15 protein-coding genes and 1 pseudogene are annotated in these 20,571 nt (G+C 68.1%); 10 read left to right on the top strand and 6 right to left on the bottom strand.

From position 1 onward, the window contains the following. Positions 1 to 33: 33 nt before the first annotated feature. Entirely contained in the window at positions 34 to 1,143 is a 1,110-nt protein-coding gene (locus tag ABD289_RS23850; protein ID WP_344137352.1) for a hypothetical protein, read from the top strand. Then, the gene (locus ABD289_RS23845) at positions 1,121 to 2,902 is read left to right on the top strand and encodes an IucA/IucC family protein (RefSeq protein WP_344137349.1); all 1,782 of its coding nucleotides are present in this window, start codon (positions 1,121 to 1,123) and stop codon (positions 2,900 to 2,902) included. Before ABD289_RS23850 ends, ABD289_RS23845 begins: the two co-directional genes overlap by 23 nt. A gap of 272 nt (positions 2,903 to 3,174) precedes the next feature. Here the strand turns inward: ABD289_RS23845 and ABD289_RS23840 are convergent, their stop codons facing one another. Both ABD289_RS23840 and ABD289_RS23835 read right to left on the bottom strand, forming a co-directional pair. Further along, positions 3,175 to 3,378 (bottom strand): hypothetical protein, encoded by a 204-nt coding sequence (locus ABD289_RS23840; protein ID WP_344137346.1) that lies wholly within the window; start codon positions 3,376 to 3,378, stop codon positions 3,175 to 3,177. 460 nt (positions 3,379 to 3,838) lie between these two features. Further along, positions 3,839 to 4,159, bottom strand: coding sequence for a hypothetical protein (locus tag ABD289_RS23835; protein ID WP_344137343.1), 321 nt, complete (start codon positions 4,157 to 4,159; stop codon positions 3,839 to 3,841). A gap of 390 nt (positions 4,160 to 4,549) precedes the next feature. On the opposite strand from ABD289_RS23835, the gene ABD289_RS23830 reads away from it, so the two are divergent. From ABD289_RS23830 to ABD289_RS23815, 4 genes are read left to right on the top strand one after another with little or no spacing between them, the layout of a single operon-like run. Beyond that, positions 4,550 to 6,076, top strand: a complete 1,527-nt coding sequence (locus tag ABD289_RS23830; protein WP_344137340.1) for a TIGR02677 family protein — start codon at positions 4,550 to 4,552, stop codon at positions 6,074 to 6,076. Beyond that, the gene (locus ABD289_RS23825) at positions 6,073 to 7,299 is read left to right on the top strand and encodes a TIGR02678 family protein (RefSeq protein WP_344137337.1); all 1,227 of its coding nucleotides are present in this window, start codon (positions 6,073 to 6,075) and stop codon (positions 7,297 to 7,299) included. The genes ABD289_RS23830 and ABD289_RS23825 overlap by 4 nt, the downstream gene beginning before the upstream one ends. Next, complete coding sequence (locus tag ABD289_RS23820; protein WP_344137334.1) at positions 7,296 to 11,318, top strand: TIGR02680 family protein; 4,023 nt, start codon at positions 7,296 to 7,298, stop codon at positions 11,316 to 11,318. The genes ABD289_RS23825 and ABD289_RS23820 overlap by 4 nt, the downstream gene beginning before the upstream one ends. Further along, positions 11,315 to 12,571: a TIGR02679 family protein gene (locus ABD289_RS23815; protein WP_344137331.1), complete on the top strand. Its 1,257-nt coding sequence runs from the start codon at positions 11,315 to 11,317 to the stop codon at positions 12,569 to 12,571. The genes ABD289_RS23820 and ABD289_RS23815 overlap by 4 nt, the downstream gene beginning before the upstream one ends. A gap of 143 nt (positions 12,572 to 12,714) precedes the next feature. On the opposite strand, the gene ABD289_RS23810 is transcribed toward ABD289_RS23815, so the two are convergent. The 3 genes from ABD289_RS23810 to ABD289_RS23800 form a co-directional block, all read right to left on the bottom strand. Beyond that, the gene (locus ABD289_RS23810; RefSeq protein WP_344137328.1) at positions 12,715 to 13,053 is read right to left on the bottom strand and encodes a nucleotide pyrophosphohydrolase; all 339 of its coding nucleotides are present in this window, start codon (positions 13,051 to 13,053) and stop codon (positions 12,715 to 12,717) included. 41 nt (positions 13,054 to 13,094) lie between these two features. Then, positions 13,095 to 14,183, bottom strand: coding sequence for a beta family protein (locus ABD289_RS23805; RefSeq protein WP_344137325.1), 1,089 nt, complete (start codon positions 14,181 to 14,183; stop codon positions 13,095 to 13,097). 1,223 nt (positions 14,184 to 15,406) lie between these two features. Continuing rightward, a complete protein-coding gene (locus ABD289_RS23800) occupies positions 15,407 to 16,354 on the bottom strand; it encodes a GlxA family transcriptional regulator (RefSeq protein WP_344137322.1) in 948 nt (315 codons plus the stop codon). A gap of 121 nt (positions 16,355 to 16,475) precedes the next feature. On the opposite strand from ABD289_RS23800, the gene ABD289_RS23795 reads away from it, so the two are divergent. From ABD289_RS23795 to ABD289_RS23780, 4 genes are all read left to right on the top strand, one after another. Further along, positions 16,476 to 17,105, top strand: a complete 630-nt coding sequence (locus ABD289_RS23795; protein WP_344137319.1) for a cysteine hydrolase family protein — start codon at positions 16,476 to 16,478, stop codon at positions 17,103 to 17,105. 718 nt (positions 17,106 to 17,823) lie between these two features. Further along, positions 17,824 to 18,753 carry an alpha/beta hydrolase gene (locus ABD289_RS23790; protein WP_425564769.1) on the top strand — a complete coding sequence of 310 codons (930 nt, stop codon included), beginning with the start codon at positions 17,824 to 17,826 and terminating at the stop codon, positions 18,751 to 18,753. 17 nt (positions 18,754 to 18,770) lie between these two features. Beyond that, the gene (locus ABD289_RS23785; protein ID WP_344137313.1) at positions 18,771 to 19,472 is read left to right on the top strand and encodes an SDR family oxidoreductase; all 702 of its coding nucleotides are present in this window, start codon (positions 18,771 to 18,773) and stop codon (positions 19,470 to 19,472) included. Between the two features lie 135 nt (positions 19,473 to 19,607). After that, complete coding sequence (locus ABD289_RS23780) at positions 19,608 to 19,733, top strand: hypothetical protein (RefSeq protein WP_344137310.1); 126 nt, start codon at positions 19,608 to 19,610, stop codon at positions 19,731 to 19,733. Between the two features lie 24 nt (positions 19,734 to 19,757). On the opposite strand, the pseudogene ABD289_RS23775 reads toward ABD289_RS23780, so the two are convergent. Beyond that, a pseudogene (locus ABD289_RS23775) lies at positions 19,758 to 20,227 on the bottom strand (integrase core domain-containing protein); the annotation flags it as partial. Positions 20,228 to 20,571: the final 344 nt, after the last annotated feature.

Here is a 20,571-nt window from a genome sequence, read left to right as displayed (position 1 = left end):
CGCCCGGTGCTCCTCGGCGCAGCGGGGCTTCACATGGTCACCGAGACGGCGCTCGCGCCGTTCTACCCGGCGCTCTTCCGGACAGCATTCGACGTGCACGACTTCGCCGCGACCGGCTGGTTCATCGCGCTCAGCCGGATCTCGGCGATCGTCGCGATCCCGTTGTGGGGCTTGGCCACGCGTCGCTGGCGCATCGAACACCTGGTGTTGGCGGGACAGGCGGTGGCCGTGGTGCTCGCGGCGTGCTTGGCACTGGCCCCGACCTACGCGGCCTTCGCCGCCATCGGAATCGCCCTGGTGGCCGTCAAGGCGGTCGTGCTGCTGGCCTACCCCAAGATCGCCGGTACCCATCGGGACGGCCTGTTGCCGGGAGTCCGCCAGTACGTCGTGGTGCTGCAAGGTGCGATCGTGGCCGCCTCCGGACTCGGGACGCTGATCGTCAGCGTGCCCAACCCGAGGCAGGCGTTGCCGCTGCTCGCGGTGATCGAGGCCGGACTGCTGCTGCTCTGCGCGGTGGCCTTGCGCACCCGCGAAGCAGGTCCGGCCCCGGCGCCGCGGGTGCCCGGTCTACCGCGCCGCGCACTGGTACCGCTCGCCGCCCTAGTGCTCGGGTACGCCCTGGCAGGGGCCCTTGTTCGCCCCTACTTCACCGAATTCGCCGTAGCAGCGGGATTCTCCGAGCTCGCCGCCGGTTCGCTCTTCGTCGCCGCCCACGCCGCTGCGCTGGCAGCCGTGGCCCGAATCCGCACGCGAGCGCCCCGGCTCGTGGTCCCGTTCGCCCTCGCCGCGGCGGGGCTGGCCGTCCAGGCGATGGTCACCGACCCGCTCGGGCTCGCCATCGGACGGATCGTGTTCGGCGCTGGACTGGGACTCGGTCAGGTCGCGCTCGACGTGCGCGTCCTCACAGCCGCCCGTGGATCTGAAACCGGCTACGGGGCAGTGGCCGCCGCCCAGCACACCGGTCTGCTGCTGGCTCCAGTGATCGCAACGGCGACCGCAACGCAGGATCTGGCCATCCCGCTTGCCGCCGGCGCGGGACTGTTCGCCGTGCTCGCCACCCTCGCAGCCCCCGCGCTCAACACTGCAACCAAGTACCTCAACCGCCCGACGGAGGTGTCAGATGTCCCTGTCCGTACCCGCTGAACTCAACGCCGAGAACTGGCGGCGGGCCGACCGCGAGCTGCTCGCCAAGACCCTGGCGGAGCTGTCCTACGAGCTGCTCCTGCAACCCGTCGAGGTCGACAGCGGCCTGTACCGACTCGAGCTGCCCGGTCAGATCTCGTACACCTTCGCCGCCCGACGCGGCGCGTTCGGGCACTGGACGGTGAACGCCGACTCGATCGCGCGGACCGAAGGCGGCGAACAGCACCCCGCGCACGACACCCTGCAGTTCCTTCGGGACGCGCACTCCACGCTCGGAATCAGCGGTGACACCGCCGGACACCTTGTCCGAGAGCTGACCGCCACCCTCGCCGCAGATGCGAAGCTCCTGAGCTCGGAGGCCGCCAGCGCTGGTGACCTGGCCGACTTGTCCTACGTCGAGCTCGAAGGCCACCAGGCCGGGCACCCGTGGATCGTGCCGAACAAGGGTCGCATGGGCTTCTCAGCTTCCGACGTGGCCCGCTACGCCCCGGAATCCCGGCAGAGCCTGCGCCTGCCCTGGATCGCGGTGCACCAGGATCTCGCGCAGTACCGCGGCGTTGCGGCACTGCCCAACGAGCGGTTGATCAACCACGAGCTGGACGATGAAACCCGTGCGCACTTCGCCCAACAGCTGAAGGAGCGTGGCCTCGATCCGAGCGACTACGTTTGGATGCCGGTGCACCCCTGGCAGTGGGACGAGGTCGTGCTGCCGATGTTCACCCCGGACATCACGAACCAACGCATCGTGCCACTTGGCGACGGCCCCGATTCGTACAGGCCGCAGCAGTCCATCCGGACGTTCGCCAACCTCGACGACGCTAAGCGGCACTACGTCAAACTTCCGCTGTCGATCCTCAACACACTGGTCTGGCGAGGCCTCCCCACCGAACGCACTGTCGCCGCGCCGGCCCTGACCTCGTGGGTGCTCGATCTGGCCGACAACGATAGCTTCCTGCGCGACCGAGCGCGGGTCGTGCTGCTCGGCGAAGTCGCCTCGGTCACGGTCAAACATCCCGTGCTAGAAGAGATCGACCAGGTGCCCTACCAGTACCGCGAACTGCTCGGCGCGATCTGGCGGGAGCCGATCAGCAGCAAGCTCGACGAGGACGAGCGGGCTCGGACCCTGGCCTCACTGCTGCACGTCGACCGCGCCGGGCGCGCATTCGTCAGCGAGCTGGTGCAGCGGTCCGGACTGGATGCGGAAACCTGGCTGCGCAACCTGTTCGGCGCGCTGCTCCCGCCGCTGCTGCACTTCCTCTACCAGTACGGCCTGGTGTTTTCCCCGCACGGCGAGAACACCATCGTCGTGTTCGACGATACCGATATTCCTACGCGCCTGGCAGTGAAGGACTTCGTCGATGACGTCAACGTCGCATCGGCGCCGCTTCCCGAGCTGGAAGACCTGCCCCACGAGGTCTCCGACGTCCTCTTGCGCGAGGACCCGCAGTTCCTGTGCCAGTTCATCCAGAGCGGACTGTTCGTCGGGCACTTCCGCTACCTGTCCCCGCTGGTGGAAGATCACCTGTCGATCCCGCAGGAGCGGTTCTGGAGCATGGTGCGCGACGAGGTCGTCGCCTATCAGACCGACAACCCCGATCTGGAGCAGCGGTTCAAGATGTTCGACCTGCTGACACCCGAGATCGACCGGCTCTGCCTCAACCGGAATCGACTTCTGCTCGACGCCTACCGCGACCGCCCCGAGCGCCCGCACGCCGCCGTGCACGGGACCATCCCGAACCCGTTGCACAGGGGCGACTGATCGGCGAGCTCAGGAATGTGACAACGAGATCTCCTGCCGGTTCCTGATTCTCGAAGTTGGTCAGGAAGCGGTTCTTGCGTCGGTTCGAGGCCCAGTGGCGAGAATGCGGAGGTCAAGCCGCTGTCTGCTCGGTACGACAGTCGTACAGGACATAGGTGCTTCGGAGGACCTGGCAGCCCGGGTCGCGCCGGGGACCGCTGACGAGGCCCCGGCGGTGTGTTAGCAACGACGATACGGCCCGCCCCGGAAGTTCCGGGGCGGGCCGTATCACCTCAGTGGTAGCGGTGCTCGTAGTCGGACAACGCTCGGCCCAGCCCGGTGAGGATCTGCTCGGTAGTGGAGAACAGCTCCTGGGCGCGAGGACAGTCGAGATCGCTCGCGGTGGAGCGGGCGTGCTTGGCGAGGTTGCTGACCATCTGTTGCGTGATTGCCGCGTGGTGACGGGGATCGTCTTCCGGGTAACCGGTGATGCTCATGTCGACTCCGTTGGTCGCGTGCGCGATCTGTCACGTCCGCTGTGGTGGTGGACGGCGTCTTCGGGGGTGCAGGGTCGACGGCCTTGGGCAGGCACATTCGGGCATCGGAGACCGCAGTCATGAACTGCGCCATCGGACAGCGGCGAGAGGCGCGCCGGTGTGCGGCGATATGAAGCACGTTCCCGGCGTGGCCGTTAGTGGGAGAGCGGCCAGCCATCGATCGCATGCCGTCGCGGCACGAACTCGGCTCCCGGTTTGCGCATGCAGGCCCCGAACTGTGTCGATATCCGATATCGGGTAACGACATCATAGGGGCGCTACGCGGCCCGGATCGAGTCCGGTATGCAGGCAAGATTCGGGCAAAGCTGCCCGCGGGTGAAACATCCCGGGCTCGCCTGGGGGCGGGTGGCAGCCAGGGTGCCCGCGGGAGTGTCGGGTCTTCGGCGCGGGCCTGGTCGATCTAGCGGCTCACGCGTTCGTCATTGCCGGGATCGGGTGCAAGCAGTGCGGCGAAGTCGCTGACCAAGGTGCTCATGGCGGTCATTATCGGTGGACTGGATCGGCATACCTTCGGGAAGCGAACGGAATCGTGACGTGGCACATAATTCCGCATCGATCTAGAAAAAACAAAATCGATCACCGGGCAGCTCAGCTCGCGCACCGACGTTCGAGTTGACGTCGACCGTTCCGGCGAGCCATGGCTCCTCCGCTGCCACATGTTGACCACGCCCCTTAGCGCCAGGCTGATCACCAGCCTTACGGGCACCTCGGCAACCGACATCTCCAGAATATGCGTTCGCTACTGATCTCCGTTGATCAGTAGCTGTGCCACAACCATGTGAGATCGACACGTCGCCAGAGAACAATCTTCACGATCCGCTACTTGTGATAAGCCCTGAGAACCGGGCAAATCGCCCGTCTCGTCACCGGCATCGGACGTCGGCCCGCATTGCGGCTCTACGTTGGCCGGTCAGTGCCACCTTTCATCGGTGTACCAAACTGCTTCCGGGGATTGTCGATCCTCGTTCGCGCATAGTGGCTGGGAGCGCACCTCGCGGTGCTGACTTCATTCCTTGTGAAGGGTGAGGGCGTATCCCTGACCGGGCTGAATCCCGGCGGGACAGCTTGTCGGGGGTGTTTCCTAGTCTAGGCGGGACTGTATGGAGGTGTTATGGATCGCGTGCCTGCTGATCTGTTTCGGTTCAGCGTCGGCGACAACGCTGTGTTGTACACGGAGATCCTGCACGGCTTCGCGGAGGCCAACGAGCGGTTGGAGACCTCGCTGAGCCTCGATCAGGTGCGCGAGCGCCTCGGCGAGGTGGGGTGGTTCGGTGCGCTGACCGATGACGATCTCGCTCGCGCGCTGCAGAGCCTGCGGGACTGGCAGCTCGTCGACGTGATCCAGAACCACGCGGAGAACTACCGCACCGCTGCCGAGTACGAGCGGCGCAACCTGCAGTACTCACTGACCAAGCGCGGTGAGGCGGCCTTCGCTGGCGTGCGGCACGCGCTCTCCGTGCTGGCCTCGACCGGTGCGCTGCAGACCGCGGTGCTGGAGGCCATCGCCGATCGGCTCGCCGACCTGCACCGGCTGCTGACCGATCCGACCGCCACTGACCGGCGAATCTTCAGCACGCTGACCGATCTGGAGAACCAGCTGGAGGCGTTGCGGACCAACACCAAGCAGTTCAACGGTGAGTTGCAGCGCCTGCTGCGCGCCGAGCACGCCGACTCGGCGACGTTCCGGGAGGTCAAGTCCTCCACGGTCACCTACCTCGAGGAGTTCGTCACCAACCTCGATCAGCGCACGCACGCCATCGCGGCCGGGATCGCCAAGATCGAGGAGCACGGCGTCGAGACCTTGCACGAGCGCGCGCTCGTGGGCGCCGACCTGCCGCCCTCCACCGATGCCGATGTGCGCACGCCGTGGCTGGGACACCGGCGCAGCCGGTGGGCGGGTCTGCGCGCGTGGTTCTTGCCCACCGACGACGCGCCCGCTCGGGTGGAGCAGCTGCATCAGGTGTCCCGCCGGGCCATCATCACGCTGCTGCAGGTGTTGGACCGCATCGACGAGACGCGCCGGCGCTCCAGCAGCGCCGTCTCGGATTTCCGGGAACTGGCCAGGTGGTTCGCCCACGCGCCTTCCGAACAGGATCTGCATCGCCTCTACTCCGCGGCTTTCGGCGTCGGTTCGGCCCGCCACGCGCATCTCGCCCATCCCGATCCCGAGCTGGTCAGCTCGTCGAGCTCCTGGCACGAGACCCCGCCGGTCCCGGTGTCGCCGCTGCTGCGCAGCGCCGGACGCACCGAGAAGATCGCGCGCACCGGCAAGGTCCGCGACGTCGCCGCGCTCAAGCGGGAACGGGCCGCTCGCGCTCGCGCCGAGCAGGCCGAGCTGCGGCGCGCGTGGTCGCGGCTTTCCACAGGCGGGCCGGTTCGGTTGTCATCGTTCGCCACGCTGGACCACGAGACGTTCGAGCGCCTCCTCGAACTGCTCGGGCGGGCTTTGGCCACGCCGAAGGACCACACCGGTGCACATCGCGCGACAACCGCTGACGGGAAGGTCGAGATCACCCTTAAGCCGGCTCGCGACGAGTCTCGAGCCACGTTGCGAACACCGCGCGGCACCTTCACCGGGCTCGACTATGTCGTCGACATCAGCACCTCGCAGCCCGAGCAAGCCGAGGAATCCGCGTGAGCAACCTCGGTAACCAGCTGGCCATCGCCGAGCAGCAGGACATCGCCTTGGCCATCCGGACCCTGCTGGCCACCCCGCTGCTCACCGAGCGGACCGCGCCTGCCGAGTTCGATCTCGTTCGAAGGCGCAAGCAGCCCGTCGCCCAGTGGTTCGACTACCACTGCGGTTGGCGGCTGATCGTCGAGCCCCGGTTCGGCTACGCCCGCTTGGTCAAGATCCGCTCGACCCACGACCACACCCGCCCGGCTCGTCGTCTGCGGTCCAATCGCCTGCCCTTCGACCGCAGGCGCTACGTTCTGCTGTGCGTCGCGGCGGCGGAGCTGCTGTCCGGTCCGGCGACCACGATCGGGATGCTGGCCGAGCGCATCAAGCAGGCCACGGCCGCCGACCCGGTGCTGGAACCGTTCGACACCGCGAGGCATTCGGAGCGGATGGCCTACGTCGACGCGCTGCGCCTGCTGGAGTCCTTCGGCGCTCTCGAAGCCGTCGACGGCACCACCGACTCCTACGTCGAGTCCCGCGACGCCAAGGTGCTCTACCGAGTCGACACCACGCTGCTGCTGCGGCTGCTCTCGGCACCGAACGGTCCGTCGCAGCTCGCCACCGAACCCGAGGACATCGGCCACCGGTGGGATGACCTGCTCTCCAGCCTGTCCCGCGAAACGCGCTATGGCGACGGTGTTTCCCCGACCTCCGGCGTGCAGCGCAACTTGTGGTTGCGGCACTCGATCTGCCGGGAGTTGTTCGACGAGCCCGTGGTCTACCGCGAAGCGCTCAGCGACGAGCAGCGTGCTTACCTGTCGTCGATCACGGGACGTCAGATCATCGCGAAGGCCGCCGAGCAGGCCGGTTTCGTGCTCGAGGAGCGCACCGAGGGGTACTTGCTCGTCGACCCGGATTCGCTGGCCACCGACCGGCGATTCCCGGACGACTCCAGCACCGCGAACGTCGCCGCGCTGCTCCTGCTGGAACCGCTGGTCGCAGCCGAGCACGGCCTCGCCGCCGAGCAGCTGCGCGCCGAGACGGCCCGGGCCCTCGCCCGATTTCCCAAGTGGGCCAAGACCTACCAGGGCGACGACGGCGCCGCGCGGCTCGCCAACGACGCCCTCGAGGTGCTCACCGCGTTCCGCCTCGCCGAGCACCGCGACGATCACGTGCGCGCGTTTCCCGCCGCGGTCCGCTACACCGTCGCCGAAGTGCGCACCAACCGGGAGACGTCATGACCATCGCCGAACTTCCCCTGCACGGCCTCGCCGAGGAGGCGCACGACGCGGCGAGATGGCGCCCGGTCCGCGCAGGCATCCTCAACGTCTGGCGCTACTACGACGAGGTCTTCGAGTTCCACAACGGGCGACTCCTGCTGCGCGGCCCCAACGGGACAGGCAAGTCGAAGGCGCTCGAACTGCTGCTGCCGTACCTGTTCGACGCGAGCCTGCGGCCCAACCGGCTGTCCACCTTCGGCACCTCCGAGCGCACCATGCACTGGAACCTCATGGGCGAGGGCGCGACGGGCACCACCCGCGTCGGGTACGTGTGGCTCGAATTCGCGCGCGGTGAGGAGTCCTTCACCTGCGGTGCCCGGTTGCAGTCGACCAAGCACACCACCAAGGTCACCGCCGACTACTTCACCACCTCGCTACGCGTCGATGCCGATTTCTCCCTGAAAGCCTCGGGCGGTCAGCCGTTGACCCGGGCCGCCCTCGTCGACGGGTTGGGCGAGCACGGCGTCGTGCACCCCGACGGGCAGGCTTATCGCGAGGCGGTGCGGCAAACCCTGTTCCCCCGGTTGTCCGCGCAGCGATTCGAAGCTCTGATCACCGCTCTGCTGCAGCTGCGCACGCCGAAGCTGTCGCAGCGGCTCGATCCCGGGCTGCTTTCGAAGCTGCTGTCCAGGGCGTTGCCTCCGCTGGACCAGGAGGACATCGCCGAGCTGGCCGAGGGGTTCGAACGCCTCGATCAGCAACGGGAACGCCTCGACGAACTCGACGACGAGATCGCCGCGGCGAAGAAGGTCGCAGACCGCCAGCGCTCCTACGCCCAGCGGGTGCTCGTCGCGGCGGCGGATCGGCTGACCTCGGCGACCCGGCAGATGGACGACGCTACCCGCGCCGCGCGGGAGTCGGAGGAGCAGCACCAAGCAGCGCAGGCGCAGCTGGTGGCGGACAAGGACCGCCAGAAGGCCGTGGAATCCGGCATCGACCGGGCGCGGTCCAGGGTCGACGGGATCAAGGAAACCGACGCCTACAAGGACCGCCGGGAACTGGTCAAACTCCGCGAGGCCGCCACTGGAGCGCAGCAGGACGCCCAGCGGCTGGCCACCGAGTCCCAGCGCCGGTCCGCCGAGGCCGAGACCAACCGGGAGAAGTCCGAGCGGGCCGAGGCGCTCGCGCAGGACGCGGAGATCCGCACCCGCGGGGCAGCGGAGGGCGCCGGACACGCCGCCCTGCGAGCGGGCCTGCAGTCCACCCAACACGAACTCGCCGGCACAGAAGCCATGGAGCGCTTCCGCTCCCTGCTCAAAGCGGCGGTGCACCGGAAGTTCGAGGCGATCAACCTGGTGCGCGCGAAGGTTCGGGAGCACGAGAGCGCGCTCAGCGCGCGACGGGATGCCGAACAGTACCTGGAGCGAGCGCGCTCCGACCTCAGCGACGCCAACGACCTTCGTGACACGACCGCCGCTGAGTTCGAAACCGCTTTGCGCGAGCACGGCGACGAGCTCCTCGTCTGGTCGCGCTCGTGCGTGGAGCTGGTGATCAGCGATCCCGCGGAGCTCGTGGACCGAGCGGAATCGGAGACCGAACTGCTCAGCTACGTCAACGATGTGGCGCAGCAACTCCATCGATCGCTCGCGACTGCCGAAGCAGGTGCCAGCGCGCGTCGCGACGAATTCGCGGACCAGCGCTCGACCCTGGCCGCCCGGCTCGATGAGCTGCGCGCGAAGGTGGACTTGCCACCTGATCCCCCACCGCACCGCACCGCTGATCGCGCGACGGCCGCGGGTGCGCCGTTGTGGCGACTGGTGGAGTTCGACGAAGCGGTTGCGGAGGGGACCAGGGCGGCGGTCGAGGCCGCGCTGCAGGCCAGTGGCCTGCTCGATGCCTGGGTATCGCCGTCGGGAGCCACGGCGATACCCGGGCACGACACGATCGCCGACGGTGAACTGCTCACCCCTGCGCCCGGGCGGTCGTTGCGCGAGATCCTTCGTCCCGAGCCGGACTCCCCGGTGCCCGCCGAGCGCGTTGAACGACTCCTGTCGACGATCGCCTTTGACGAAACGCTGCCCGCCGATCATCCGGCCGCGTGCGGCGCCGATGGGCGCTGGCGCCTGGGCACGGCCACCGGGAGCTGGGACAAGACCGATGTCGAGCACATCGGTGCCACGGCGCGCGAACGAGCCAGGCAGGCCCGCATCGCACAGCTGTCCGCCGAGCTCGCCGAGCTCGATCGCGCTCTGGCGGAGTTGGAAGCTCAGAAGTCCGAGCTCGAAACGCGCCGGAACACCCTCGATGCCGAGCTCCGGCAACGCCCCTCCCACGAGCGGGTTGACCAGGCTCGCCGAACGCTGGATCAGGCGGAGGCTCGGGTGCAGGCTGCCGACGGCGCCGTCCACGGTGCGCTCGAACAGCTCAAGGCGCGGGAGCGGGCCGTGACCGGAGCACAGCACGAGCTCGATCTGGCCGGAACCCAGCACGGCGTGCCGACCGGTTCCGGCGCTCTCGACGAGCTCGAATCCGACGTCGCGACGTACCGGGAGGCCGCAGAAGACTGGTTCGCGCATCGCAGCAAGCTGTGCGCCGCGGAGGAGACCGCCGCGCTGCGGCGTGAGGTCGCGCAGCGCTCCGCCGTTTTGGCCCGCGACGCGGCCGACTCCGCAGAGGCCGCTGCCGCGAAGGCCCAGGACCTCGCCGAACAGCGCGATGCCGTCGAGCAGTCCCTCGAAACCGCCGACCACCAGGAGGTTCTCGCCGAACTCACGGCGCAGGAGCGCGAACTCGACCGACTCGACCAGGAGCGGCGAGAGCTCATCGATCAGGTGCAGGACCTACGCGAGAAGATCGGTGGTCTCGAACAGCGCCGCACCCAGGATGCCGAGCGGCGTGCCACGACGATGGCGGAGCGGGATGCCGCTGCGGGCTGGTTCCGGCACCTCATGACCGGTACGCTGCCCGGCGATTGCGACCTGTCCGTTGAACTCGCACCCACATCAGGCGTGAAGACCACGCTCGCGGCAGCACGCGACGTCGTCGCGGAGCTGCCGTCGGTGCCGCACGAGCAGAAGGACCTCAACAACGCGCTGCACCGGTTGTCCGAAACAGTCCACGCGTGCCGGGACGTGTTGGGCGCGCACGCGGATCTCGAGCTGGAGTCCGACGAGGACATCACGGTGCTCACGGCGGTGGTCGACGGCAGCAGGGTCGGGGTGCGCTCCCTCCTGCGCACGCTCAGCGAGGAGGCCGAGCATCGTCGTGGGGACATCACCGAGGCCGAGCGCGATCTGTTCGACCGCACCCTCACCGGAGACACGCGCAGGCAGCTCGCCGAGCGGATTCGGCAGGCGGGCGAGCTCGTCGACGCCATGAACGAACGACTGCGGCGCGTCCGGACCGCCTCGCGGGTCGCGGTGCAGCTCGACTGGCAGGTCGACAAGGAGCTGCCCGCGGGCACCAAGGACGCGCGACAGCTGTTGCTGAAGAACCCGGTCCGGCTCTCCGAGGGCGAACGGGAGTCGTTGCACCGCTTCTTCCGCGAGCGCATCGACCAGGCCAAAGCGGAAAACACCGCCGCGAACTGGCAGGAACAGCTCGCGGAGGTCTTCGACTACACGGCTTGGCACCGATTCGTGGTCAAGCTCGACCGGGCCGACGGCAACGGCTGGCAACCGCTGACCAAGAAGCTGCACGGCGCGCTCTCCGGCGGGGAGAAGGCGATCGCGCTGCACCTGCCGCTGTTCGCGGCCGTGGCGGCCCACTACCAGTCGGTTTCCGAATCTCCCCGGCTGATCATGCTGGACGAGGTGTTCGTCGGCGTCGACGCCGGCAACCGCGGGCAGGTCTTCGAGCTGCTGGCCTCCCTCGACCTCGATCTGGTGCTCACCTCCGACCACGAGTGGTGCGCCTATCGCGAGTTGCCCGGAATCGCCGTGCACCAACTCGTGACCGGCGATGACGATGAAGCCGTGACCACGGCGCGTTTCGTGTGGACGGGCCGGGACTGGGCGGATGACGAGGACGGCGAGGCATGAGCCTGCCCGCCGCGTTGAGGGCGACCGAATTGCGCCGCCTCTGGGAAGCCGCGCACGAGCGGCTGTCCTCCGGTCGCGCCGTGGCGCGGATCCGGGTGGGACCGATGGCCGAAGCCGAACGCGCCGCCGTGGCGGATCTGCTCGGCATGGAGCGCACCCCGGGCGAGTACTGCACCGTGTCGCTCAGCAAGCTCGATGCGGTGTTGGCCGAGGCTGGCACGGACGTGTCCGCGGTGGTCACCGAAATCGTGGGGCCGGTCGGTGACCGCGCGGGTGAGCGTTCTCGCGCGGCTTCCGAACGGGCGGCGTTGTGGGAATGGCTTAGCGACCACCCCGAGGTTCAACGGCAGCCAGCGCTGCAGAGCTGGGCCGAGCAGGTTCGACGAGCCGGTGTGCTGGACGGATCGGTCACTCGCACGCGCGAGGTGCTGGCCGACGCCCTCGCGGTCCTCGCGCGGCTGCCTGCCGAGGGACAACCGCTGGCCACGATCGCCGACGAAGTCACGGGTGATCCGCATGCGCTGGATGACGGGACCCGGCTCGGCGCGGTGGTGCTACGTGCGATGAGCTCGGTGTTCAACGTTGATCTGCCGGGCAGCGCCGAAGAGCGTCGGCTGCTCTGGCAGCGCGCGGGGGTCGCCGACGACGAGCTTTCGAGCGTGGTGCTCGCCGCCGGTGTACGACTGAGCGGTGCGGGGGTCGTTGCGAGCTTGACAACCGCGTGCGCGGATGCGGGGCAAGCGGTAGCGCTCACACTCGCGCAACTGCGCGCGAGCGAGCTGGGAGCGGTCCCGACCGAGGTGTGGGTGGTGGAGAACCCGAGCATCGTCGCGATGGCGACGCATCGGTTCGGACTGCGGTGCCCGCCCCTGGTTTGCACGTCGGGCTGGCCCAACACCGCGGTGATGCTATTGCTGCGCCGACTTGCCGAGGGCGGTGCGCGGCTGCACTACCACGGTGATTTCGACGGCGAGGGTCTTCGCATCGCCGCTTACGTTATGGAGAAGGTCGGCGCGACCCCGTGGCGCATGAGCACGCGGGACTACCTCGATGCCTGCCACTCGAACTCCCCTGAACCGGGCCGTGTTACGCAAGTACCTTGGGACGCGCTGCTTGCTGATACCGTCCGCTCCGAGCAACGCACCGTATCGGAGGAGCAGGTCGCGGGGGTTCTGCTGAACGACCTGGCAGAGTCTGCACCGGGTTCTCTATCTGGTGGATTCGAGCAGGGGAAGTTCGACGAAGCCGGGTGAGCAGTCAGAACGCCGGAGATGGGTCATCCCCGCTGAATTGTTCGGTGAATTGTTGTCGAGAGCCGTGCAGACGGGTGAGACCATTGGTGCTGGTCGCGGAGAACCAACAGCGGGCTATCGGGTCGCGGTGCGATCTCTTGAACTTATCCTCGTTCCCACCGAAAGATCCCGCAGCTAAGCGGTGACGCCCAATGCGGGTGCTGCCGATCGTCCCGACGTGTCTCCGAACGGGGCGTGGTGGAGCTAGGTTCGAGTACATGGGCTAGCCGGAGGACGTCGGCCAGCTCATGGCGCACCTCGATGCCCGCGGCGGAGCCGGTGATCTGCGCGGACTGCTCCGGGGTGCGCCACTGGAACAGCTCGAGCAGCTCACCGGCTTCAGCGGACAGCGCCATGGCGAGGTTCTTGGGCGTGTGGAACTGGTGCCAATCGCGTTCGTCGGCGAACGCGTACAAGCGGTGCTGGAGTTCCTCGATCGTCACGATGGTCAACTCTACGAGGACGTGTCAGCTACCCGCGGGGTTCACGCGGCCACGTCGTCGAGGCGCCGGGCGAGATGCATCACGTGGTGCGACGTGGCCACGGCGATCCACTTGTTCGAGCTACCGATCGGGGTGATGGGTGTCGACCTGCAGGAGTCGAGGACGCGGTCGCCCCAGGAGAACCCCGCGCCGGCGAATTCGCGGCGAGAGACGAGTTCTTCGGCAACTCGGAGGAAGTAGCGCGCGAGAGCCCCGCGTGGTGGCGCTCCTCTTCCTCGGTCCGGGATCTTGCGCGCGACCGAGAGCGTGGCCCCGGGCACGGTGTAGTGGAGGTAGGGGTTGGGTGGGAACTTCGGTCCTTTACCGGTATTGGGCACGGGGTGCACGACACCGTAATCGCCGTAGGCGAGTTCGCGGTCGCAGTACTGCTGGACCGCGTTGTGGAGCAGGACCTCGGTTCGTGGGCGGGTGTGGGTGGCGTAGTCGTCACGCTTCGGCGGCGTCGACCCGGCCAGCAGGGTGATCGAGCCGAGCTCGAGACCGGACAGCTCGCCGATGCGGTGGGCGAGTGCCTCCACCTGGTGCTCGTGCACCTCGGGCGCGTAGCCCTCGTCGAGAAGGACGTGCACGTCGTCGGGCGCGAGGTGCAGGGACGTGGTGATGCGTTCGATCTCCTGTGCCAGGTCGGGCGCCGCTGCGGCGCGTTGCGCGCGGATGGCCACGGGTCGCTGCTGGTGTTCGAGAAGCATGTGCACGGGGTGGAGTTCGTGCTGGTCGACCCGAGCGCGCAGGACCGGGATCAGGCACGGGCCGTGGAAGTCGTGCAAGCCTTCGTCGATCTTGCCTTCGATGTCGCGATCGAGCTGTTCCAGCACGCCGTGGGAAGACCCGCCGAACGGGCTGTCGGAGGTGAGCCAGGTCGTGTCGATCCACAGCGGCTTGCCGGCCAGCGCCGCCTCGACGCCGGCGGCGACGACCTTCTTGGCGTTGTCTCCGCCTGGCGCGAAATCGCCGACCAGCTCGACCATGACCCGGACGTGATCGTTGACGCCGGCGGAACGGGTAAGGGCTTCTAGTTCGCCCTGCTTGCTCTTGATCGCGAGAAGGGGAGTGGTTCCAGCATGCGGCATCTGTGGCAACCTCCCGATGTAGCCCAACCGATGTCGCAGGAACGTGAAGTCGCTTTCCTGATCGTGGCAAGCGAAGGAGCACTGTTCCAACGGCCGAACGAGTGGCGCGCGGCGCGAAACGAATCTCTCGCGGCGAGTGGAACGGGCAGGGTGCGGTTGGGCGAGTGGCCATTTGGGTTATCCGCACCGGTGTTGCGTCATGCGGCTGGGGTTGCTGCGTTTCGCTCCTGACCTGCAGTTGATGGTGGAGGTGGGTGCGACGTGGGAGAGCGTGCGGGAGCGGTGACGGGCAGGGGGTTGCGGTTCGCGTTCTACGGGCGGATGTCGACGAGGGAGGCGCAGGATCGTGAAACGTCGTTGCGGTGGCAGCGGGAGGTGGCTGAGGAGGCGATCGCGGGGCGTGGGGTGATCGTGGGGGAGTTGTTCGACGAGGGGTGTTCGCGTCGGTTGTCCTGGTGGGAGCGGCCGGCTGCGGCGGCTTTTGCTGGCTGCGATCAGCGGTGGTGAGCGGGAGTTCGACGCGGTCGTGGTCGGGGAGTACGAGCGCGCGTTTTGCGGCGAGCAGTTCCGGCCGGTGATGGCGGTACTTCGGGAATTGGGAGTGGAGCTGTGGTTACCGGAGGTGGGTGGTCCTTTCGATGCGGAAGATCCGGCGCATCAGGCGTTGATGATGTTGCTGGGGGCGCGGTCGCGGCGCGAGGTGGTCCGGGCGCGGCACCGGGTAGTGGCGGCGATGCGGGTACAGGCCGGTGAGCAGGGGAGGTTCCTGCGTGGTCGGCCGCCGTACGGGTATTGGCTGGCCGATGACGGGCCGCATCCGAACCGGGCGCACGCGCGGTGGGGACGTCGGCGACGCCGCGTGGACCTCGATTCGAACACGGCGCCGTGGGTGAGGTGGATTTTCGAGCCACGGGCGAGCGGACGGAGCGTGGCGAGTCTGGCGCGGGAGCTCAACGAACGTGGGTGCTGTGTCCATCGGGTGCCGACCAGGCGCGCAATCCGCACCGGCGGGGACAGACGTGGATGCTGCGGACGGTGACGGGGATTTTGGAGAACCCGCGCTACACGGGGCGCGAGGTGTGGAACCACCGGCGGATTCGCCTCCGGTCTCGTCGTCGCGGTGACCGGCTATCCGCTGCTCGCCCTGGGCGGCGCCGCGCCCGCGCTCCTCACCGTTGCCGCGGTCATCGCCGTCTCCTCGAAGCGCGCGCCCCGCGCGTGAATCACGGCGTGGTGGTGAATCGGTGCCGGTAGGAGGTGGGCGTGGTGCTGTAGTGCTTGACGAAGTTCTGCCGGAAGGTCACGGCGCTGGCGAACCCGCAGGCATCGGCGATGCGGGTGACGCTCCAGGCCGTCGTCTCCAGGAGTCGGCGCGCTTCGTCGAGGCGGTGGGTGAGCACCCATCGCGCGGGGCTCATGCCGGTGGTGTCGCGGAACCGGCGCGTGAAGTTCCGCGGGCTCATCGACGCGTGGGCGGCCAGTTCCTCGACGGTGAGCGATCGGTTGAGGTTCGCCAGCGCCCACGTGATGGTCTCGCCCATGGGGCCGTCCTCGCTGCTGGATAGCGGGCGTTCGATGTACTGGGCCTGGTCGCCGTCGCGGTGCGGGGCGATGACGAGGTGACGGGCGAGGGCTGTGGCGGCCGTCGAACCGAGCCGGGCCCGGACGAGGTGCAGGCAGGCGTCGAGCGCGGAGGCCGTGCCCGCCGAGGTGAGCACGTCTCCGTGGTCGAGATAGAGGGCGTCGGCCTGGACCCGCACGGTCGGGTGCTGTTCGGCCAGCTCGGTGGCGGCGGCCCAGTGGGTCGTCGCGCTCCGGCCGTCGAGGATCCCGCTGGCGACCACCGGGAACGCGCCCAGGCACAGCCCGACGATCGTCGCGCCCCTGCCGTGCGCCTCTCGGATGCGATCGAGCAAACCCGGATCTGGGGTGGGCAGGTGCGTGGGCCAGGACGGGAAAACCAGCACGTCGGCCGATGTGGTCGTGTCGGGGCCGGCGAGGTCGTCGATGACGATGCCTTCGTCGGCGCGCACGGGACGTCCATCGGAGCTCCAGACGGTCGTGCCCCAGCCCTCGGCGAGGTTCTGCCGGTCGACCTCGCCGAAGGTGAGCAGCGGTGCGGCGAGGTGGAACGTGGTGATCCCGTCGAAGGCGTGGATGGCGATCCGCATGGTTGGCCTGATTTCATCGAAGAGCGGCATCTCTGCCACTCACGGTACCTGAGCGCGGGCCAGCACGATGGACGGTGTTGGTGCAACCGGCCATCACTCCCACAGCCCCGGAGGTTTTCCAGTGAACGTCCCACGCCGAGCCCTCGTCGTCATCGATGCCCAGCAGGAGTACTTCCAAGGGCCGTTGACCGTCCAGCACCCGCCCCGGGACGAGTCCCTGGCGCGGATCGCGGGGGCGATGGATGTCGCTGCCGGAGCCGGGCTTCCGGTGATCACGGTTCAGCACGAAACTGCGGAAGGTGCACCGGTTTTCGCGGCAGGCTCGGAGGGCTGGAAGCTGCATCCCGAGATCGAGCGGCGCTCCGGATCGGCGTCGAAGCACGTGATCAAGGGCTTCTCCAGCGTGTTCACCGCCGGTGATCTGACCGAGTGGCTGCGCGCCAACGGGATCGACACGCTCACCCTGGTCGGGTACATGACGAACAACTGCGTGCTGGCCACGGCCGCGGCCGCCGAACCGCTCGGCTTCGCCGTCGAGGTGCTCTCGGACGCCACCGGCGCCATCCATCTGGCGAACGAGGCCGGCAAGGTCTCGGCCCAGCAGGTGCACGAAACGCTGATGGTCCTGCTCCACTCCAACTGGGCCGCGGTCACCGACACCGTGGCCTGGACCGAGGCGGTGTCGAATCACCAGCCCCTGGACAAGAGCGACCTCGGAACATCAGCCGTGCAAGGCCAATCCGCGAACTGACCCGATCCCGCGGTTCGGCGGGGCGGACGCAGCTCGATTGCGGGAACGGCGGACCCATCGAAACCATCTGTGGTGTCGTGGGATGGATCCCGCCCACTGGTAGCCGAGGACGGACTCGCACGCGATTCGCCCGCCTTCTGCTTCCTGGAATCAGTTGAAGCAGGGGTCTTTCGAAAGCCAGCCTGCGTCCACCGAGTGGTGGGCGCAGCTGGCGGTGTGTGCCGCATCCGCTGCTGCCGGTAGTCGTGGCGGCCCGAGACGGTGAGTCCCACCCGGGTCCGGGTGGGCACTCGAGTGGGTCGTAGCTGGAGCGACTCACTGCGTGGTAATGGCATCCGCATGCTAAGGCACGCTTCATCCGACCAACCGCATCGGTGGGTCGAGGCTAAAGTTAGGCCTGCACTTCATTACCGGGAAGAATCGTTTCTGCGCGGGAGGAAATCGGTGCCTGTGTGCGTCTCAGATGTAGACTCCTCCGCGAGCGGCAGATTGCGAACAGGGGTCGACGGGATGCCGTTGAACTGATGATCCGTGCCTGGCTGATCAGCAGGTGACCGAGGGCGTCGACAAGGCCGGATCTCGAGTCACGCTTATAGCCAGAACCGATAATCCGCATGGCGTGGTCGCCGCAGGAGAGCATGCAGCTGGTGGCAGCGGTGGCGGATCGGGCCGGGTCGGTGGGACCGTGGCGTCATTCCCGTGGTGCTGGGGGCGAACGGTGCATCTTGATCGTGAACTGGCGGCAGTCGTGACTGCGTTGCCGGACCTGCACATCCATGACCTGGACGGGGCGCGGGCGCGGATGGCCGAGCTCGCCTCGTCCGCCGGGCAGGTCGTGACCGACGAGGTCACCGTGTCCGATCACGAGGTCGCGGGTGTTGAGGGCATTCCGGTGCCGGTCCGGGTGTTCCGCCCGTCAGAGGCGGCTGGTCCGCTGCCCGCGGTGCTCCTGCTGCACGGGGGCGGGTTCGTGATGGGAGGCCTGGAGGGCCTCACCGCCCAGGCCGTGGACCTGTGCACGCACCTTCCTGCGGTCGTCGTCGCCGTCGACTACCGCTTGGCGCCCGAGCACCCGTACCCGGCGGCGTTGCGGGACTGCGAGGCCGCGCTGGGCTGGGTGGCGTCGGAGGCCGAGTCGCTCGGCGTGGCGGCCGATCGCATCGGTGTGTACGGCATGAGCGCGGGCGGTGGGCTCGCCGCGGCGCTGACGTTGCTGGTCCGGGACCGGGGTGGTCCGCCGGTGTGCTTCCAGGTGCTCGACGCCCCGGAGGTCGACGATCGCGTCGAGACGTTCTCGGCACGCACGTTCGAGAACACGCCGCTGTGGAACCACTCCGATGCGGTGTTGAGCTGGCGGCATTACCTGCGAGGGTGGAGCGGGGATGTGCCCGCCTACGCGGCTCCGGCGCGCGCGGGGGATCTGTCCGGGCTTCCTGCCGCGTACGTGTCGGTGTACGAGAACGACCCGCTGCGGGACGAGGGCCTGGCCTACGCCTCCGGGCTGCTGCGCGCGGGCGTGTCGGTCGAGCTGCACCTGTTCCCCGGGACGTTCCACCGGTCCGCGGTGCTCACGGGTGCGGCGGTGTCGCGGCGTCAGGCCGTTGAAATCCTCGACGCGCTTCGCCGAGCCCTGCATCCTGTCGCATGACCCTGGCCAGGAGACGAGTGGGGGAGCACATGGACTTCGGGAACCGAACCGTCATCGTCACCGGCGGCACCGGCGCGCTCGGCATCGCCGTCGTGGGTGCGTTGCTGGACGCGGGCGCGCAGTGCCGCGTCCCGTACCTCATCGATGCCGAGGCCGATTCCTTTCCACATCGCGATCGGGTCACCCTGGTTCCACGGTGCGACCTGACCGACGAGTCGGACGTCGATCGCCTCTACGACGGGGTCTCCAACCTGTGGGCCTCGATTCATCTCGCGGGCGGGTTCGGCATGGGGGACCTGGCCGACACCGACAAGGACAGCCTCATGCGCATGCTGAACATGAACCTCGTCAGCTGCTACCTGTGCTGCCGCCGAGCGCTCGCCGCTTTCGGCCCGGAGGGCGGCCGCATCGTCAACGTCGCCGCCCGGGCCGCGCTGGAACCCCGTCAGGGTGCCGGCACGACCGCCTACACCGTCAGCAAGGCCGGTGTGTCGGCTCTCACCCAGGCGCTCGCCGCTGAGGTGGTGCAGCAGAACGTCCTGGTCAACGCGGTCGCGCCCGCGGTCATCGACACCCCGGCCAACCGGGCGGCCATGCCGCGTGCCGACCACCAGCGCTGGCCTTCGCCGGCGGAGATCGCGGCAACGGTCGGTTTTCTGGCCGCTCCGGACAACGAGGTCACCACAGGAGGGGTGGTGCCCGTCTACGGCCGAGCCTGAGCCCAGCGGTGATCGCCGGGGTGCCGAGACTTTTGGACCTGTTGACCTGCGCGTCTGGTCGGTTCACTTCTGGTGGAAGCCCGGTCGACCCGGCCGGGGTCCCACTGATGACTCGGGGGCAAAGGGGGACGTGGCATGGCCACACCGCACCACGGCGCAGGAACCAGGATCACGATCGACGGGACAACGCTGAGCATCGCGCTCGTCATGCTGTTGGTGCTGGCCACGGTCATGCTGTCGCTGTTCGTCCTCGGGCCCTAGCTGCATTGGGCCGTCAGGTTGGTGTCAGTCGGCTGGTGAGTGGCCGTTGAGGGCGGTGTGGGGTCGTTGGGTGTTGTAGTGGTGTAGCCAGGGTCCGAGCGCGTGGGCGCGTTGGGTGTTGCTGGTGAAGATGTGGCGGTAGGCCCATTCGGTTTGCAGGGTGCGGTTGAACCGTTCCGCTTTGCCGTTGGTCCAGGGGCAGTGTGGTCGGGTGAAACGTTGGCTTGCGCCGTGTTCGGCAGCGGCGGCGCGGAAATCGTGGGAGTGCCGGTAGCCGGGGGCGTTGTCGGTGAGCCCGCGGCCGATCGCGGGGATGCCCTGTTGGGCGAACCAGCCGACGGAGCGACGGAGAAAGCCTGCAGGTGGCGCCCTTTTTCGTCGGGCAGGATCTCGGCGTAGGCCAGGCGGGTGTGGTCGTCGACGGCGGCGTGGACATAGTCGTCGCGGCCCCGCACGTGTTCGCTGCGGCCGTGGGCGCACCAGCAAGCACCGACCATGAACCAGCGAGCACCGACCACGAAACGGTCAGCCGAGCGTTCGTGGGGCACCGAAGACCTCCAAGTGTCGGGTGAAGACCGTCATCTCCACCGCACCTGGAGGTCTTTTTCATGATCAAGCCAACACGCCCAAGCGTCACCAACCCCACGGCCCAGTACATCTAGCTCACCGCTTCGACGCGGCTGGCCGACTACGCAGGGTTGTTGGTAGCTATCCCCTGTTCGGGGTTGTTGCGGTGGAGGACGTTCGGCGTGTCAGCTTCGCGCATCGCGCCACCCAGAACGGTCCGATCATGTACTCGTCGCCCTGCCACCCATCGACCAAACCTTGTACAAGTATT

It is taken from the genome of Saccharopolyspora halophila (assembly GCF_039531955.1).
In the GTDB taxonomy this organism is placed as follows: Bacteria; Actinomycetota; Actinomycetes; order Mycobacteriales; family Pseudonocardiaceae; genus Saccharopolyspora; species Saccharopolyspora halophila.
Note: the sequence above shows the minus strand (reverse complement) of the source record. Positions and strands in the feature narration are given on the sequence as shown.